The organism is Pseudomonas sp. TWR1-1-3 (assembly GCF_049896805.1).
In the GTDB taxonomy this organism is placed as follows: Bacteria; Pseudomonadota; Gammaproteobacteria; order Pseudomonadales; family Pseudomonadaceae; genus Aquipseudomonas; species Aquipseudomonas bubulae.
The window spans coordinates 491,878-510,343 of record NZ_JAFCUZ010000001.1 but is presented as its reverse complement, the minus strand read 5'-3'; the positions used below and the strand labels follow the sequence as shown (position 1 = coordinate 510,343).

Below are 18,466 nucleotides of genomic sequence, written 5' to 3'. Positions count from 1 at the left end.
CAGACCCAGGGCTTAGATAAAACTGCGCGGCTCGCGCAGCAAGACCTCCAGCTCCTCGGCCGGCAAAGGTCGGCAAAACAGATAACCCTGCACCTGGTCGCAACCGTTGTCGGTCAGGAACGCCAGCTGCTCCCGGGTCTCTACACCTTCGGCAATCACCTGCAAGCTCAGGCTATGCGCCAACTCGATAATCGTCCGGGCTATAGCCGCATCCTGAGGGCTCAAGGTGACTTCACGGATAAACGCAATATCAATCTTCAACTTGTCGATGGGGAAACGGCTCAGGTAAGCAAGGCTCGAATACCCCGTGCCAAAGTCATCAATGGAAATTTTCACCCCCATATCGCGCAGCGTCAGCAGGCTGGCCACGGTATGGGGCGTGTTTTCCATCAGCGAACCCTCCGTCAGCTCCACCTCGAGCAAGTGCGGATCCAGTTGATGGGCCTTGAGCGAACGCTCGATATCACTGACCAGGTCGCCTTCACAAATCTGTTGTGCCGACACATTGACCGCCACTTCCACCCCGCCAAGCCCCGCACCTTGCCATTGGGCAATCTGGCTGCAGACCCGGTCAATCACCCACTGCCCAACCCGGGAAATCAGCCCGAGGCTTTCCAGCAGCGGCACAAAAACCGCAGGCGAAATCGTCGCAACCCCTGGCCGGTGCCAGCGCAACAGCGCCTCGACGCCATAAATCCTGCCGTCCTTGAGGCTGATCTTGGGCTGGTAATAGACCTCGAAGGCCTGCTTGCGCACCGCATCGCGCAGCGCGGTTTCCAGCTCTTGCCGGGCCAGAACCTCGACATTCATCTGGGCCGTGTAAAACCGGTAAGTGTCCTTGCCCGCCTGCTTGGCCAGGCCCATGGCGGTATTGGCGTGCTTGATCAGGCGGTGCGCCTCGGCACCGTCATCCGGATACAGGGCAATCCCGTAACTGGCCGTCATCGGCGTGTCATGCCCCTGCAGCCTGAACGGCTCGCGCAGCACCTCGCGGATACGATCAACCATCTGCCGCGGGCCGGGCTGCCCCTTGCGGATCATCAGGATCAAGGCCAGCTCGTCACCGTCCATCCGTCCCAGGGTGTCGCTGACATTAAGGCAATTGGACAGGCGCTGGCTGAATTCGGCCAACACCTTGTCCCCCATTAAATGGCCCCAGGTCAGGTTGATATTCTTGAAGTCATTGAGGCCAACCGTCACCACCGCCAGCTGCCAGCCGCGCAGCACCGCCTGGGTAAGGCCCATCTGCAAGGTGGTGTAAAACAGGTCGCGGTTGGGCAAGCCCGTCAGCGGGTCGTAATTGGCCATCTTCAGCAGCCGCTCATCAGTCCCCATTGCCGTTCGAAAACGCTCCAGATCGCTGGTGCGTTTTTCAAGCTGCTGCTCAAGCATCAGGGTATGCACCGCCTGATAATCGCCAAACGCCTTGAGCCGTAACAGGTTGCGCACCCGCAACCACAACTCGTCACTGCTCACAGGCTTGCACAGGAAGTCTTCTGCGCCCGCTTCCAGCCCCAGCAGGCGCGCACTCTGCTCGCCCTGGCCCGACAGCATGATGATCGGGATATTGGCCGTGGATGAATTGGCCTTGAGCTGGCGGGCAACCTGATAACCGTCAGTGCCCGGCATCATCGCATCGAGCAAAATCAGATCCGGCTGCTGTTGTGCAACCGTACTCAAGGCCTGCTCACCCGAACTGGCCGTCAGCGTGTGGTAACCCTGCTCTTGCAGCAAGGCTTCAAGCAGCTCGCGAACATGAACATCGTCATCCACGATCAAGAGTGTGGCAGCTGTATTGGACATGGAACGCGCTCAAATAAGAGGCTGTTAGGTGCCTGATCCGCCGGCCTCCCTGGCTAGCGACCCGTGCCCGTTTAAAGATCCAGTAAAGCACCGATACCCGCGCTTCACCATGAACGCCAAAAACAAAAAAAGCACCCTGAGGTGCTTTTTTGCCTGCGCTGCGGGTTAGCCGGCCAGGCCCGCTGCCCTGGCCCGCGCAGCATGCAGTTTCTTGTAGCTGTCAATCAGGCGCAGATGCTTGTCCAGCCCTTCCAGCTTGATGCTGGTGGGGGTCAAACCATGGAAACGCACTGTACTGTTCACCGAACCGATGGCGGCGTCCATACGCTCGTTACCAAACATACGGCGGAAATTGGCCTCGTAATCCTCCAGCTCCAGATCTTCGTCCAGTTTCATCTCCAGCACCGCATTCACCGCCTGGTAGAACAAACCGCGCTCCACGGTGTTGTCGTTGTACTGCAGGAACATCTCCACCGCCTCTTTCGCCTCTTCATACTGCTCAAGGGCGAGCCAGATCAGCAGCTTCAACTCCAGGATGGTCAACTGGCCCCAGGCGGTATTGTCGTCAAACTCGATACCGATCAACGTGGTGATATCGGTGTAATCATCCAGCTCGCTTTCCACCAGGCGCTCGACCAGCCCCTGCAGCGCTTCTTCGTCAAGGCGATGCAGGTCAAGGATATCGGCACGGAAAAACAGCGCCTTGTTGGTGTTGTCCCAGATCAGATCGTCAGCCGGGTAGATTTCCGAATAATCCGGAACCAGAATGCGGCAGGCCTTGGCGCCGATATGCTCGTACACCGCCATATACACCTGCTTGCCCATGCCCTCGAGAATCGCGAACAGGGTCGCGGCTTCCTCGGCATTGGCGTTTTCGCCCTGACTGGTGAAATCCCAGTCGACAAACTCGTAATCGGATTTGGCACTGAAGAAGCGCCACGACACCACACCGCTGGAATCGATAAAGTGCTCGACGAAGTTGTTCGGCTCGGTTACCGCCTGACCTTCGAAGGTAGGCTGTGGCAAATCGTTAAGCCCCTCAAAGCTGCGGCCCTGCAGCAACTCGGTCAGGCTGCGCTCCAGCGCCACTTCCAGGCTCGGGTGCGCCCCGAACGAAGCGAACACCCCACCGGTACGCGGGTTCATCAGGGTCACGCACATCACCGGGAACTCACCGCCCAGCGACGCATCCTTGACCAGCACCGGGAAGCCCTGCTCCTCCAGCGCCTGGATCCCGGCCAGAATCGACGGGTACCTGGCCAGCACCGCCTGGGGTACATCCGGCAGGGCGAACTCACCCTCGATGATTTCGCGCTTGACCGCCCGTTCGAAAATCTCCGACAGGCACTGCACCTGGGCTTCGGCCAGGGTGTTACCGGCACTCATGCCATTGCTCAGGAACAGGTTTTCGATCAGGTTGGAGGGGAAGTACACCACTTCGCCATCTGACTGGCGCACGAAAGGCAGCGAACAGATCCCGCGCGCTTCATTACCCGAGTTGGTATCGATCAGATGGGAGCCGCGCAACTCACCTTCGCGGTTATAAACCTTGAGGCAGTACGGGTCGAGAATCTCGCCCGGCAACTCATCCTCGGGCCCCGGCTTGAACCAGCGCTCGTCCGGGTAATGCACAAACTCGGCATTGGCGATCTCCTCGCCCCAGAACTGATCGTTATAGAAGAAGTTACAGTTCAGGCGCTCGATAAACTCGCCCAGGGCCGACGCCAGCGCGCCCTCCTTGGTAGCGCCCTTGCCGTTGGTAAAACACATCGGCGACTGCGCATCGCGAATATGCAGCGACCACACATTGGGCACGATATTGCGCCACGAAGCGATTTCGATCTTCATCCCCAGGCCAGCCAGAATGGCGGACATATTGGCGATGGTCTGCTCCAGGGGCAGATCCTTGCCGGCGATAAAGGTACCGCCTTCAGAACCGGACGCCGGCATCAGCAGGGCCTGGGCATCGGCGTCGAGGTTTTCCACCTCTTCAATGACAAACTCGGGCCCGGCCTGCACCACCTTCTTCACCGTGCAGCGGTCGATGGAGCGCAGAATGCCCTGACGGTCCTTCTCGGAAATATCCGCCGGCAACTCGACCTGAATCTTGAAAATCTGGTTATAGCGGTTTTCGGGGTCGACAATATTGTTCTGCGACAGGCGAATATTCTCGGTGGGAATATTGCGTGTCGAGCAGTACAACTTCACAAAGTAAGCCGCGCACAGCGCCGACGAAGCCAGAAAGTAATCGAACGGACCAGGAGCCGAACCATCGCCCTTGTAGCGGATGGGCTGATCGGCAACCACGGTGAAGTCATCGAACTTGGCTTCAAGTCGGAGGTTGTCGAGAAAGTTGACCTTGATTTCCATGCGGGATTACCAGAGTTGCTAACAAATAATGGCGGCCATTATCCGGCTTTTACGCGTGAAGTGTTGTGCTTTTGCGCATAACCCGCAGCCAAGCGCCCCGCTCCTGGAGCAACTGCCGAAGGAACGAGGCTGCGATCGACTGTGCAGCAGTCGTAAACCCTGAGAACCTGATTTAACAGACACAACACATTGCCTGATTTTGCGACGACTTCGTCGGAGTGCCGCATCACGCCGAACGCAGCCTTCGTTCCTCGTCAGCGACAACAGCAATAGAGCAGTACACGCGAACTGAACAGGCCGGCCGGTCGGCCGCCTCGAGGCGCAGTGTTTTTTGATCTGGTTGCCCTCCCGGGAGGCCGAGAGGAGGTTCTGTGGAGTGGGTCGACCGGCATGGATGCCGGGAGAGCCGTGATGGGCCATGGATGGCCCGTGACGGCGAGCCCACGGAGCAGGACCGGAGCGAGGGAACCTGAGCGCAGCGAAGGCCGTACGATAGGGCGAGGACCTTTTGGTTCCTTTTGGGTCCTTCCAAAAGGGACTCGCCGTAAGGGCGAAACCAGTATTCCAGTTAGCCACAGATGCCGGATATGTACGCAGTGGATCAGTAGTATTACGACCCCAACAAGCCTGAATAACGCGCCTGTCGCCAATCAGGCGCGTGCTGCTTCAGTACGTTGCCAGCGTATCCAACGACTTGTCGACATACCCCTTGGCCAGCTCCACCAAGTGCATGACCGACAACACCAGATCGCGCGCGGGCCCGCTCAAGCCATTCCCCGCCTCATTCGCGCAGGCACCCGCACAGCGCAACAAGTCTGACGCCTGGGCCAGGGCCGCTTCTGAATTGACACTGTGCGGGATGGCAAACAAGGCCGTGCCCAAGGGGCGAAGAGGCTTATGGTTTTGCAGGTAGTAATTGAGCGCGCGCTCAGCGGCGGCACGGTCCAGCAACGGGTCGTCAGCCTCAGCAGCAGCGAGGGCTAACACGGGTGGATCGGGGGTGATCTTTTTCATGGGGTTCTCCAAATTTATGGAGCTGCCCTTGATCGCTACTAAACGAATGGGAAGGCAGCCGTACGCAGGTTAGTAGACCGGAAAACTTGGAAACCGGTGCACACGAAGGTGCCCTACGCACGGCCACCATAACAATGGCATTTTGCGTCAAGTTTACCAGCCGGGCTACTAAACCCGACCGCTGAAAGGCAGCGATGGGCCGAGACTATGCCCCGAACTGGACAGGCGCAAGCCAGGGGGATTTTCTAGGATGTTTCACGGCAATGAAAGCGAAACGTCGTACGAAACGCCTGAAAACAAAGGTCAAAAAACCCCACCTGGCCCTGTACCACCCAACATCGACAACTCACCTCCCAAGCAGCAAACTGTGAATATTCACCCCTGCGCCGCCCCTATCGCGACCATAAGCCATATTCAAGTCACTGTACTGACACAATCCCGGGCACAACTTTGAAACATGCACTAACTTAACGCAGCAACTAAGCCATCATTTAAATTATATAGTTTTATAGTCAGAACTATTATTCCAGGGTTATAAGCCATGCCTGCCCTGCCCCGAAACAAGTTCTAAAACACTATTTACGCAGCCATATCATAGTGCCACTACCCCACCCGGCCGAGCCCTGGCAGGGCTAGGGCGTGCCACAAACCTGCGGTAAAAACACCCGATTTCGGGCCCCTGAACACCGGCCTGCGCACACCACCCGTCTGTACACGGCCCCGGCAAGGGCCGCACCCAAGTCCGGGGCAGCGCCCGCCAACAAAGGGCCCGGCTCAAGAGACCTGCCATTGAGCGGAGTTATTTTTGGTCGAAAATGGCCGAAATGTTATTTATTGTCGAACAATAGATATTGAAATACAGCTATATAGCTCAAACAAAATCGCCTGCAGATTTAAAGGTTGATATTGCAATCGGTTCGCAGTTAATATTTTGCCCGTTCAATTTCGTACCGACCCTTTATCTGTAATAAAGCCGGAGCAACTGTGCTCCTGCCCAGGCCATCGCCACATCATACTGATGCCGGCAGCCTTTATTGATAGGCACAGCCACTCCCTGGACAGGGAGTATTGGTCGTGACGATTCGTTAAGTGCTCTCGCCGGCTGAGCATGTATGGCACAAAGGAAGCTGCCTTGTTTAAACGAATCTTGATTGTCTGCATTGGCAATATTTGCCGCAGCCCTACCGCCGAGCATCTCTTGCGGGTCGCCCTTGCGCCTACCGACATCGTCGTGAGTTCCGCAGGCCTGAGCGCCGTAAAAAGCAAGCCCATCGAAGCCACAGCGGCGGCCGTTCTAGAAGAACATGGCCACACTGTGCCTGAACATATCTCCACCCAGCTGACCGCCGCCAAAATAAATGAAGCCGATCTTATTTTGGTCATGGAACAACATCATATTAATGGTGTCCTAAGCCTCGCTCCAGAGGCTCGGGGCAAAGTTTTTCTGCTGGGCAAATGGCAAGACAACCGCGAAATCAACGACCCGTACCGCCAGGGCAAGCCTGCTTTTGTGCATGCGTACGCACTGATTGACGCCGCCGTAAATGCATGGGCCCAGCGGATCAAACGCTGAGTCATTCCTCGAATTACCTGTGAAGATAAGAAACCGACTTATGCAGCAAACACCCGTGACAAAGCCCCATGAACAAGATGACGACAACGACGAAATCGACCTGATGGGGTTGCTGGGTACGCTGATCGACCATAAATGGCTGATTGCCGGCGTCACGGGCGTGTTTATGGCTGCGGGGGTTGCTTACGCCCTGTTGGCAACGCCGGTGTACCAGGCTAATGCGTTGATTCAGGTGGAGGCCAAGAAAAATGACCCTCTGGGCTTCTCCGATATCAGCAGTATGCTGGGTAAAGAGTCTCCGTCTGCCACAGAAATCGAACTGATTAAGTCCCGCAGAAATATTGGCGCTGCAGTCGATAATCTGAAGTTGGATATTGAGGTAGAGCCCAACTACTTTCCGCTGATTGGCGAGTTTATGGCGCGACGGTTCAAGCCGGATGCGGAAAATGCTGTAGCCAGCCCACTGTTCGGTATGAACAGCTTCGCTTGGGGTGGTGAAGAGCTGAAAATTGCCGAGCTGGAATTGCCGAAGGAATTGCTGGGCAAAGAGCTGACACTGGTCAGCGGGGAAGCAGGCAGCTTTACACTGCTGGATGAAGACGACAACGTACTGGCCAAAGGCCAAGTGGGTACGGCCATCAATGAAAATGGCGTCAAGCTGCTGGTAGAAACCTTGGAGGCAAATATAGGAACAACGTTCAGCGTCGTTCGACACCCCCGTCTATCTACCATCATGAACTATCAGAAAGCACTGGATATTTCAGAGCGAGGCAAAGAGTCGGGCATGATTGGCATGGCACTGGAAGATACTGATCCTGCAGCCGCTATTCAGACACTGAATGAAATTGCCCGTCTCTATGTTCAACAAAATATTGAACGCACGTCGGCCGAAGCAGCTCAAAGCTTGGGCTTTCTGAAAGACCAGCTACCGCAGGTTCGCAAGGACCTGGAAAAAGCCGAAAACGCACTGAATGCCTTCCAGATTCGCAGCAAGTCGATTGATATCAGCCTGGAAGCCAAAGCCATTCTCGACCAGATCGTGGCACTGGACACCAGCATCTCGACCTTGAAACTGCAACAAGCGGAGATGGATCGCAAGTTTACTCCACAGCATCCGGCCTACCGCGCACTTATGGGCCAACTAGCTGAATTGACCAGCAAGCAACAGCGCTTGGCCAAGCAAGTTGAAGGCCTTCCCAGCACCCAGCAGGAATTGCTGAGTCTGACCCGAGACCTGAAAGTTAGCACCGAGATTTACACGCAGTTGCTGAACAAGTCCCAGGAACTGGATGTAATGCGCGCCGGTGCCGTGGGCAACGTACGCCTAATCGATACCGCCGATGTAGACCTGCAATCCCCTGTCAAACCAAAGAAACCCCTGATCGTATTGATCGCTACCCTGCTCGGTGGGTTCTTGGCTATCGGCTATGTACTGTTTCGCAGGGCACTGAACCGCGGTGTGCAAAACCCGGACGATATAGAAAAACTCGGGCTGCCGGTCTACGCCTCGATACCATTCAGCTCACTGCAAAAAGTTGAAGATGAAAAGAGCACGGGTGGTCGCGGCACACGCGCTACACCGCTATTAGCAAGTAGCCATCCAACAGATCTGGCTATTGAAGGTTTGCGTAGCCTGCGCACCAGCCTGCATTTCGCAATGCTTGAGGCAGGTAATAACCGCCTGATGATTTCCGGTCCAAGCCCAAAAGTAGGCAAGTCGTTTGTATCCTCAAACCTGGCAGCTGTAATTGCACAATCTGGCCAGCGTGTACTGCTGGTAGATGTGGATATGCGTAAAGGCTATATCCATAAGATGTTCAGCATCCCGGTTGAAAATGGCTTGTCCGACCTATTGGCCAAGCGCTGCGACTTGAACACCGCCATTCATAAAACAGAAGTCGAAAACCTTGATGTCATTGGCCGAGGTCAAATTCCTCCAAATCCGTCCGAGTTGCTGATGCATAAGAACTTTACCGAGTTCCTTGAACAAGTAAGTGCCCACTACGACCAGGTAATTCTCGATACACCGCCATTCCTCGCCGTGACTGATGCCGCCATTGTCGGCCGCCAGTCCGGCACCAACTTGATTGTGACCCGATTTGAGCTAAACCCGGCCCGTGAAATTGAATTGACCATGCGTCGCTTTGCGCAAAATGGCATTGAGCTAAAAGGCGCCATCTTCAATGGCGTTGAAAAACGTGCATCCGCCAAATATGGCTATGGCGCCTACGGTTATTACAACTACGAATACAAGTCTGACAGCGTTTAAGAACAGTATTCACATACTAGGGCGCCTTGCAAATCTTAGGGCGCTCTTTTCATGCCTAAACCCAAAGTAAAAGCACATTATTACGAAACAAACCGCCTTCAGGGAATGGCGAATAATCCTGTGGCGGTAGCGTGTCTAAATGACTCTCGAGTCAAACACTCCACCCGCTGGCACAGCGCAATCATCGCATTGGCTCTACCTGACATTTCTAATGATTATTAAAAGACACCACGACTTATGCCAAAGCAAAGCCTTACACGCTTTATCAATATCGCACTGCGCGGCATAACACTCGCCAGCAAGTTTCTGCTAATCTTCTTTTTGGCCAAGTTTCTAGAGCCAAAGGAATTAGGCCTTTATGGCTTGATGACAGTTACCATTAGCTACGCGCTTTATCTGCTCGGATTTGACTTTTACACTTATACGACCCGAGAAATTCTCAAGCGAGAACGTAACGAATGGGGTGGGCTGATCAAGGATCAAGGCGCACTATCGTTCGTTTTGTATTGCATTTTTCTGCCGTTGCTTAGTATGATTTTTATCAAGGGGCTTTTACCCTGGAGCGTCGCTGGCTGGTTTTTTGTCTTGCTGGTGCTTGAACATTTGACTCAAGAAATAAGTCGATTGCTGATCACTATTTCCGAGCAGCTGCTTGCCAGCCTCATGCTTTTTATGCGGTCCGGCATTTGGGCTGTAATTGTCACGGCACTGATGTTTTTCTGCGCAGATACCCGCGATTTGAATATGGTACTTGGGGCATGGACGCTAGGCAGTTTATTAGCGCTAGCACTGGGCGTCTATCGCCTCAAGCAAATGAACATATCAGGCTGGCGCAAGAAAATTGATTGGCAATGGATAGGCAAAGGTTTGAAGATTGCCATCCCGCTGCTGATTGCCACCTTGGCACTGCGCGGGCTATTTACAGTAGATCGATACTGGTTTGCCGATCTTGCAAGCATTGAAACCCTGGGTGCCTATGTACTGTTTATGGGCATCAGCAGTGCGCTGGTGTCCTTTCTTGATGCCGGTGTTTTCGCGTTCATATACCCAGGCTTGATAAGCGCTTACCACAATAAAGACAGCGCAGCATTCAAGCTCAAACTTCGCGGCTTATTGTTACAGACATTGATATTTGCTGGCGTATTCGCAATTGTTGCACTGCTAATCATAGACCCGCTGTTAACCTGGCTTGATAAGCCTTTGTATCTGGAACATAAAGATTTGTTCCCATGGACATTATTGATAACCTTGCTCTATTCGATCGGCATGATTCCGCACTTTGCACTTTATGCACAAGGCATCGATCGCCCGATAATTCACAGCCATATCGCCAGCTTTCTGATCTTTTTCCCCGTTACATGGCTGTTGTCCCACTACTGGCCCTTGCAAGCAGTACCTGCAGGCCTGTGCATAGCCTTCCTGTTTATCTTGCTGTGGAAATGCCTGGCGTTTGTCCGCTTAACCCCGGCGCAGTACCGGTAATACCTTATCCAACTCTTAAAGAATTTCACAAAGGAACCTGTTGAATGCTTACCAACAAAACGATTCTTGTCACTGGCGGCACCGGCTCTTTCGGTAATACCTTCGTACCGATGACCCTGGCCAAGTACAACCCGAAAAAAATCATCATCTTCTCCCGTGACGAGATGAAACAGTGGGATATGGCCAAGAAGTTTGAAGGCGACTCCCGTGTACGCTTCTTCATCGGTGATGTGCGTGACAAGGAGCGTCTGTACCGTGCTCTGGACGGCGTGGATTATGTGGTACATGCCGCAGCGACCAAAATTGTACCGACTGCCGAGTACAACCCGTTCGAATGCGTAAAAACCAATATCAATGGCGCCATGAACCTTATCGATGCCTGTATCGACAAGCGCGTACATCGCACCGTTGCCTTGTCCACTGACAAAGCCAGCAGCCCGATCAACCTGTACGGCGCCACCAAACTGGCCTCCGACAAAATGTTCGTGGCTGGCAACTCCTACTCCGGCAGCCATGACTCAACCTTCTCCGTAGTGCGTTACGGCAACGTAATGGGCTCGCGCGGTTCGGTCATCCCATTCTTTATGTCCATCAAGGACAAAGGCGTGCTGCCGATTACTGATGAGCGCATGACCCGTTTCATGATCTCGCTGGAAGATGCAGTGAAACTGGTTTGGCACGCCTTTGAAGATATGGAAGGTGGCGAGATCTACGTTAAAAAGATCCCGTCGATGAAAGTCACGGATCTGGCTCGCGTAGTTGCCCCTGAAGCAGAGCAAAAAGTTATCGGTATTCGCCCGGGCGAGAAACTGCACGAGCAAATGATCAGCGCTGAAGACGCCTACTACACCTACGAATACCCGGAACACTTCAAGATCCTGCCGACCATCAACGGTTGGGCAGACTGCCCTAAACGCATCAAGGATGGTGTGCGGGTACCAGAAGGCTTCGTCTACGCCAGTGACAACAACACTGAGTGGATGAGCGATGCCGATCTGGAAAACTGGATCGAAATCAACCGCGCCAAGATCGGGAGCATCTAAAGCATGATTCCCTACGGCCGCCAAGACATCACCCAGACCGATATCGATGCGGTCGTGGGGGTACTGCAATCCGATTTTCTGACCCAGGGCCCCATGGTTCCCCGCTTTGAACAAAGCGTGGCGCAGCATGTGGGTGCCACCCATGCCCTGGCTGTCAACAGTGCCACCTCGGCATTGCACATTGCCTGCCTGGCCCTCGGGCTTGGCCCGGGCGACCGGTTGTGGACAACGCCGATCACGTTCGTGGCTTCGGCCAACTGCGCGCTGTACTGTGGCGCCGCCGTGGATTTTGTCGATATCGACCCACGCACCTACAATCTCTGCCCGCAGGCACTGGCCCTCAAGCTGGAACAGGCTGAACGCGAAGGCACATTGCCCAAAGTCGTGGTGCCGGTTCACCTCTGTGGCCAACCGTGCGATATGCAAGCCATCCATGCCCTGTCCCTGCGCTATGGATTCAAGATTATTGAAGATGCATCTCACGCCATTGGTGGCAAATACCAGGGCGAGTTCATCGGTAACTCCCGTTACAGCGATATCACCGTATTCAGCTTTCATCCGGTAAAAATCATCACCACCGCCGAAGGCGGTATGGCGTTGACCAACGATGAAGCACTGGCCAATAAAATGGCACTGCTACGCAGCCACGGCATTACCCGTGATCCGGCGCAGATGACCCGCGAAGCGGATGGTCCCTGGTACTACCAGCAGATCGATCTGGGCTTCAACTACCGCATGACCGAACTGCAGGCCGCGCTGGGCGTGACCCAGATGGAGCGCCTGGAACAGTACGTTGCTCGCCGCCATCAACTGTCTCGTCGCTATGACGACCTGCTGACCGGCTTGCCCGTTACCGCTCCATGGCAGCACGCAGACAGTTACTCCGGTCTGCACCTGTATGTGATCCGTTTGCAACTGGACAAAATTCAGAAGACCCATCGTCAAGTCTTCGAAGCGCTGCGCGAATTGGGTATCGGCGTAAACCTGCACTACATTCCGGTACACACCCAGCCTTATTATGAGCGCATGGGCTTTAAACCGGATGACTTCCCACAGTCGCAAACCTACTATCAGGAAGCAATCAGCATCCCGATGTTCCAAACCATGAGCGATGAGCAACAGGATGAAGTAATCCAGGCGCTGAAGAAATCGCTGGGGGTTTAAGATGATAATTTCACCATCATTTGAAACCCTGGACAAACTTATACGACATCAAGTACATAGCTTATTTCTGTTAGACGAAATAGAGAGCGAATTAATTTCAAACTCTCTGAACGAAGCCCTGAACAAAACAGAGCGAAGTTTCAGTCAATCATCAAATAAGTATTACAAGAGAGATGGGCAAGTCTTTTTCTCTATTTATCATTCTGGACAATATTGTATTTTCTTGTACTTTTTGTCCCGCCAAATTTTCCTTGACAACCCCGGCAATTCCACACTCGCAGACAAGATGTATTACTTAAACAAATCATTGAATGGCTTGGATCTGTTCTATGAAATAAAAATGCCAGAAGCCTTTCAATTGGATCATCCTGTCGGCAGCGTGATGGGACGAGCAACCTATGGCAATAATTTCACTTTTGCCCAGCTGTGTACTGTTGGTAACAATCATGGTGTATTCCCTACGATTGGTGAAAACGTAACCATGCTTTCCGGATCAAAAATATTAGGCAATTGTATAATCGGCGCCAATGTAATTGTTTCTGCAAACACTTATATAAAAGACACCGACATACCTGCAAACTCCTTGGTCTTCGGAAGTTCACCAAATCTCACAATCAAGCAGAGGGATAATCGTTGACCACACGAATAGCTATTATCCCAGCTCGTGGAGGCAGTAAGCGCATCCCACGCAAAAATATCAAGCTGTTCTGCGCAAAACCGATGATCGCCTGGTCAATTGAGGCGGCCCTGCAAAGTGGCTGCTTTGATCAGGTCATTGTATCCACCGATGATACAGAGATTGCCGAAGTGGCACGCAGCCATGGGGCTACGGTACCCTTTATGCGCCCTGCAGAACTGTCCGACGACCATACCGGCACCATTCCGGTTATTCGTCACGCCATTGAATGGGTCAATGCTCAAGGGCAACTCGTGGAACAAGTTTGCTGTCTGTATGCCACCGCCCCATTTGTCAGCCCCGACGATATTCGTCGTGGCTTTGACACCTTGGTCGGCACCGACAGCGATTACGCCTTTTCAGTGACCAGTTACGCTTTTCCGATCCAGCGAGCCATTCGCCTCAATGCTAAAGGCCGAGTTGAGATGTTCAACCCGGAACACTTCAACACCCGCTCGCAGGACCTGGAAGAAGCCTTTCACGATGCAGGTCAGTTCTACTGGGGCAAAGCCGATGCCTGGCTGCATGGCCGGATGATTTTCAGCGCCGGTTCAGTACCCGTACCTCTGCCCCGTCATCGCGTTCAGGATATTGACACCCCGGAAGACTGGGTACGCGCCGAGTGGTTATTCAAAGCCATGCAGGCTGAAACGCAGTGAGCAGGCTTGCCGGCAAGTTCACCTTTCGCGTTGATGCTTCGCTGCAGATGGGCACAGGGCATGTGATGCGCTGCCTGACGCTGGCCAACTCGCTCAAACGCCAGGGCAGCGAGTGTCATTTTATTTGCAGGGAGCATCCCGGCAACTTGATTGGGCATATCCGCAATCAGGGTTTTGAAGTTCATGTACTACCGTTTGAAGTGCCAACAACTCAGCAAGCTTACAATACTGAAACCGGATTGGCTCATGCAGGCTGGTTGGGGGCCACGCAACAACAGGATGCAGCCGAGTGCAGCACCATTCTCAACCAGCTAACTACACACTGGCTTATCGTTGACCACTATGCACTCGATGCCTATTGGGAGATGGCGCTAAAGCCTGATTATCAGAAACTGATGGTCATAGACGACCTCGCAGACCGGCCACACTGCTGTGACCTATTGCTGGATCAGACATTTGGGCGTGACGCCAAGGATTATGCGCCGTGGACGCATGCGGCCTGCACCCTGCTATGTGGTTCGCGCTACTCCCTGCTACGTCCAGACTTCGCGGCATTGCGCGAATACAGTCTCAAGCGCCGGGAGCAGCCGCAACTTCAGCACCTGCTCATCACCATGGGCGGAGTTGACAAGGACAATGCCACCGGGCAAATCCTTGAAGCCCTTAAAGCCACAACGCTGCCGCAGGAGTGTCGCATTAGCGTGGTGATGGGCAGCACCGCGCCCTGGCTGACAGGAATTCGCCAACTGGCCACCCACATGCCCTGGCCAACAGAAGTAAAAGTCGGCATCAGTGATATGGCGCAATTGATGGCCGATAGTGACTTGGCCATAGGGGCCGCGGGAGCAACATCATGGGAGCGTTGCTGTTTAGGTTTACCAACCATAATGCTGGTACTGGCCGATAACCAACGAAAAATTGCCCAAACCCTTGCCCAAGCTAACGCGGTTTATGTACTGCATGATCCGCAGGAAATAACGGACCGCCTACCTGAGCTATTAAACAAACTTGTTGAATCAGCAACTCAGCGAACAAGTATGAGCCAAGCAGCCGCTAAAATTGTTGATGGTAACGGTGTAGCAAGGGTTATCCAACATTTGGAGTTCTAAAGTGACTGCAAGCGTACCACCACATTCACGGGTACGACCGATGACCCGCGAGGATCTCGAGCAAGTACTCAGCTGGCGTAATGATGTAGAAGTTCGCCGCTATATGTACACGCAACACGAAATCAGCCTTGAAGAGCACACACGTTGGTTCGAGCGAGCCACCTTGGACAGCAGCCGCCATTTACTGGTATTTGAAAGCGGCGCAGTACCAGTTGGATTTATAAATATTCATCAAATTGCTCCTGGCGGCATTGCTGATTGGGGCTTTTACGCCGCACCCGATGCGCCCAAGGGAACAGGCCGCAGGCTTGGTGAAGCTGCCCTGCAATATGCTTTCGGTCAGGCAGGCCTGCACAAGATTTGTGGTCAAGCAATTGCATACAACGAACGTTCGATAAAATTCCACTTGAATCAGGGTTTCCATCAGGAAGGCATCCTGCGCCAACAGCACTTCGATGGTCAGCAGTACCACGACATTGTATGTTTCGGCCTTCTTGCCTCCGACAGACCCGCGAATACTTAAGAGAACAGATTATGTCAAATATTCCCAGCATCAATATCGCAGGTCGTCGTATCGCCGCAGATGCCCCGCCTTATATCATCGCCGAGCTTTCCGCAAACCATAATGGCAAGCTCGAAACTGCACTAAGGATTATCGAAGAGGCCAAAAAAGCCGGCGCTGATGCGGTCAAATTGCAAACCTACACAGCTGACACAATTACACTGGATTGTGATTCTGAAGACTTTCAAATCCATGGCGGCCTTTGGGATGGAAAGAATCTTTATCAGCTATATAAAGAAGCCCAAATGCCGTGGGAATGGCATGCAATATTGTTTGAGCATGCTCGTAAACTGGGCATCACTATTTTCAGTTCACCCTTTGATAACACGGCTGTGGACTTGCTGGAGAGCCTCAATACACCTGCTTATAAAATTGCTTCCTTTGAAGCTATTGACCTGCCCTTGATCAAGTACGTTGCCAGTACTGGCAAACCAATGATTATCTCCACGGGCATGGCGGATGCTGAAGAAATACAGGAAGCCATTGAGGCAGCTCGTGAAGGGGGTTGCAAGGAGCTGGCCATTCTTCATTGTGTAAGTGGTTACCCGGCCCCGGCTGCAGATTACAATTTGCGCACCATTCCAGACATGATGCAACGCTTCGGTCTTGTTACCGGGTTGTCAGATCATACCCTCGACAATACGACAGCTATCGCTAGCGTAGTTATGGGTGCATCGGTTGTTGAAAAACACTTTACCTTAGATCGTAGTGGCGGCGGTCCAGACGACAGTTTTTCTCTGGAACCTGCCGAGCTGGTAGCATTGTGCCGCGATAGCAAGACCGCGTGGGCCGCAATGGGACAAGTTGATTACGGTAGAAAGTCTAGCGAACAAGGTAACGCTAAATTTCGGCGCTCATTATATTTTGTCAAAGATTTAAAGGCAGGAGATATTATCACAGCCGATACCGTACGAAGTGTGCGACCAGGCTTCGGCTTAGCGCCTAAGTATTTAGATGAGATAATTGGTAAACGTGCAACGCAAAATATTAATAAAAACACTGCCACCAAAGAAGATTTATTTTGCGACCTATGATTAATGATTATCAGCTTATTTAATAATCGGTAGCTCAGGCCCACCATCCTAAAAATGTGGCTACTGCTCAACGGCATCACGGCATCACGGCATCACGGCATCACGGCATCAACCGTAAAATTTGAAATCTGAGAAAGTATAGCCCAGCCTGATAAATCGCTGACTTTAAATGCGTATCAGGCAGACGCTACACCCTCAAAATCATACACAATAAAACATTAAAAATTGCCAAATGGGGAATCTTGGCACATCAAAATATATCTTCGGTCGCAATTCCACCAGACCAACTTATGCATCTGACGCAAGCACGCAGTAACGCTTCAGCGAGGAAGCCTTCCATTATAATTTATTATACGACCGCTATTATTGACGAACTCACCCCCCCTACTCCCTAGGTGTTCAGTCTCGGAAACTCATGGTGCATCCTTAGCAATCGAACAAGAGGATGCATTATGGACGGACGTCTTCATGGTTCAGCCCGAACAACGTCGCGAATTCGAGCCGAGCTCCAAGCGTCGAAAGAGTCGAATCGCCAGCTTGCGGCCCGCTACAGGCTGAACGTAAAAACCGTCGCCAAATGGCGCTCACGGTCAACAACCATGGACTCTCGTATGGGGCCTGCGCTGCCGCGAAGCGCAAAGCTGACATTGGCTGAAGAGGAGATGGTGGTTGAGTTTCGCAGGCGGACCTTGCTGCCTTTGGACGACATGTTGGGACACCTTCATCAATTTCTTCCCCAGTTAAGTCGCAGCGCCTTGTATCGTTGCCTGGTGCGCCACGCTATCAGCCAGCTACCCAAGTCCACCAACGCGCCCAAACGCGGAAAATTCGCGCCGACTGAAATGGGTTACCTGCATATCGACAGCTCTGAGCTGCGGCTGGAAAGCGGTAAACAACACAAGTTCGTTGCCATCGACCGGGTGACCAAGTTCACCTATGTCGCGTTATTCAATGCGGCCACAAAACGCAACGGGGCAATGTTTTTACGTCAGGCTATCGAAGCGTTTCCATACCAGATACATACCGTCCTGACTGACAACGGTGCAGCATTTACCGAACAGTCGAGATATCGAAGCGGCGCCACCTACCGCTTTGGGGGACATATTTTTGATCGTGTTTGTTACGAGTACAACATCAAACACCGGCGAACCAAGCCTTACCATCCTTGGACTAACGGCCAAGTCGAACGAATGAATCGAACGATAAAAGAAGCTACGGTTAAGGCGTTTCATTATCCCGATTTTGATGCGCTGAAAGCCCACGTTTTGGCTTTCGTGATGGCTTACAACTTCGCCAGACACCTTAAGGCTTTGCGCTGGAGGACTCCGTTCAAGGTGATCTGTGAGGCCTGGACTGAAAACCCACACCGTTTCACAATTAATCTGCACCATCTCATTCCGGAACCGCACACCTAACAACCGTACGCACCAAAAACAAACCAGTCTTGTATTAACAGAGATAAAATCAAATCCCAACCAGCTAAATCCCAAGCTATCAAAGCACAACTTCTGCTAAAACTTTAGACAAATCTAAAGCACATTTCAAACCTTTCAAAAAAGCAAACTTTTTAACATCCACCACAAGTATCATATAAATACAACCAATACTAGGCAAGCAGGCACTAGTACCACCCAGCAGTGACAAAGAAAAACCACCCAAACAAAAGCAGCAAAAAACAACCATGACAAAAAATCATCCACAGCAGAGC

General features: G+C 52.8%; 14 protein-coding genes. 11 read left to right on the top strand and 3 right to left on the bottom strand.

What is annotated here, in order from left to right; translation table 11 throughout:
- Window positions 1-12: 12 nt before the first annotated feature.
- The 3 genes from ACP7BE_RS02365 to ACP7BE_RS02355 form a co-directional block, all read right to left on the bottom strand.
- Window positions 13-1,803: a putative bifunctional diguanylate cyclase/phosphodiesterase gene (locus ACP7BE_RS02365; RefSeq protein WP_426104569.1), complete on the bottom strand. Its 1,791-nt coding sequence runs from the start codon at window positions 1,801-1,803 to the stop codon at window positions 13-15.
- A gap of 165 nt (window positions 1,804-1,968) precedes the next feature.
- Window positions 1,969-4,173 carry an OsmC domain/YcaO domain-containing protein gene (locus ACP7BE_RS02360; RefSeq protein WP_095018129.1) on the bottom strand — a complete coding sequence of 735 codons (2,205 nt, stop codon included), beginning with the start codon at window positions 4,171-4,173 and terminating at the stop codon, window positions 1,969-1,971.
- Window positions 4,174-4,839: 666 nt separating this feature from the next.
- A complete protein-coding gene (locus ACP7BE_RS02355; RefSeq protein ID WP_426104567.1) occupies window positions 4,840-5,187 on the bottom strand; it encodes a DUF6124 family protein in 348 nt (115 codons plus the stop codon).
- A gap of 1,108 nt (window positions 5,188-6,295) precedes the next feature.
- Between ACP7BE_RS02355 and ACP7BE_RS02350 the strand changes: the two genes are divergently transcribed.
- The 11 genes from ACP7BE_RS02350 (at window position 6,296) to ACP7BE_RS02300 (ending at window position 18,173) form a co-directional block, all read left to right on the top strand.
- Complete coding sequence (locus ACP7BE_RS02350) at window positions 6,296-6,760, top strand: low molecular weight protein-tyrosine-phosphatase (protein WP_095039218.1); 465 nt, start codon at window positions 6,296-6,298, stop codon at window positions 6,758-6,760.
- Between the two features lie 40 nt (window positions 6,761-6,800).
- The gene (locus tag ACP7BE_RS02345; protein WP_426104564.1) at window positions 6,801-9,029 is read left to right on the top strand and encodes a polysaccharide biosynthesis tyrosine autokinase; all 2,229 of its coding nucleotides are present in this window, start codon (window positions 6,801-6,803) and stop codon (window positions 9,027-9,029) included.
- A gap of 237 nt (window positions 9,030-9,266) precedes the next feature.
- Entirely contained in the window at window positions 9,267-10,511 is a 1,245-nt protein-coding gene (locus ACP7BE_RS02340) for a lipopolysaccharide biosynthesis protein (protein WP_146541007.1), read from the top strand.
- Between the two features lie 44 nt (window positions 10,512-10,555).
- Window positions 10,556-11,554: a UDP-N-acetylglucosamine 4,6-dehydratase (inverting) gene (pseB, locus tag ACP7BE_RS02335; protein ID WP_235574709.1), complete on the top strand. Its 999-nt coding sequence runs from the start codon at window positions 10,556-10,558 to the stop codon at window positions 11,552-11,554.
- Between the two features lie 3 nt (window positions 11,555-11,557).
- Window positions 11,558-12,718, top strand: coding sequence for a UDP-4-amino-4,6-dideoxy-N-acetyl-beta-L-altrosamine transaminase (gene pseC / locus ACP7BE_RS02330; RefSeq protein ID WP_426104562.1), 1,161 nt, complete (start codon window positions 11,558-11,560; stop codon window positions 12,716-12,718).
- Window position 12,719: 1 nt separating this feature from the next.
- Window positions 12,720-13,355 (top strand): hypothetical protein, encoded by a 636-nt coding sequence (locus ACP7BE_RS02325; protein ID WP_426104560.1) that lies wholly within the window; start codon window positions 12,720-12,722, stop codon window positions 13,353-13,355.
- On the top strand, window positions 13,352-14,053 hold the full coding sequence (gene pseF, locus ACP7BE_RS02320; protein ID WP_146541013.1) for a pseudaminic acid cytidylyltransferase: 702 nt from the start codon (window positions 13,352-13,354) through the stop codon (window positions 14,051-14,053). The genes ACP7BE_RS02325 and pseF overlap by 4 nt, the downstream gene beginning before the upstream one ends.
- Entirely contained in the window at window positions 14,050-15,162 is a 1,113-nt protein-coding gene (gene pseG / locus ACP7BE_RS02315) for a UDP-2,4-diacetamido-2,4,6-trideoxy-beta-L-altropyranose hydrolase (protein WP_261385527.1), read from the top strand. Before pseF ends, pseG begins: the two co-directional genes overlap by 4 nt.
- A 40-nt stretch (window positions 15,163-15,202) precedes the next feature.
- The gene (gene pseH, locus ACP7BE_RS02310; RefSeq protein ID WP_146541015.1) at window positions 15,203-15,685 is read left to right on the top strand and encodes a UDP-4-amino-4,6-dideoxy-N-acetyl-beta-L-altrosamine N-acetyltransferase; all 483 of its coding nucleotides are present in this window, start codon (window positions 15,203-15,205) and stop codon (window positions 15,683-15,685) included.
- A gap of 11 nt (window positions 15,686-15,696) precedes the next feature.
- Window positions 15,697-16,758, top strand: a complete 1,062-nt coding sequence (gene pseI / locus ACP7BE_RS02305) for a pseudaminic acid synthase (protein ID WP_146541017.1) — start codon at window positions 15,697-15,699, stop codon at window positions 16,756-16,758.
- A 452-nt stretch (window positions 16,759-17,210) separates the two neighbouring features.
- Window positions 17,211-18,173, top strand: a complete 963-nt coding sequence (locus ACP7BE_RS02300; protein ID WP_146541019.1) for an IS481 family transposase — start codon at window positions 17,211-17,213, stop codon at window positions 18,171-18,173.
- Window positions 18,174-18,466: the final 293 nt, after the last annotated feature.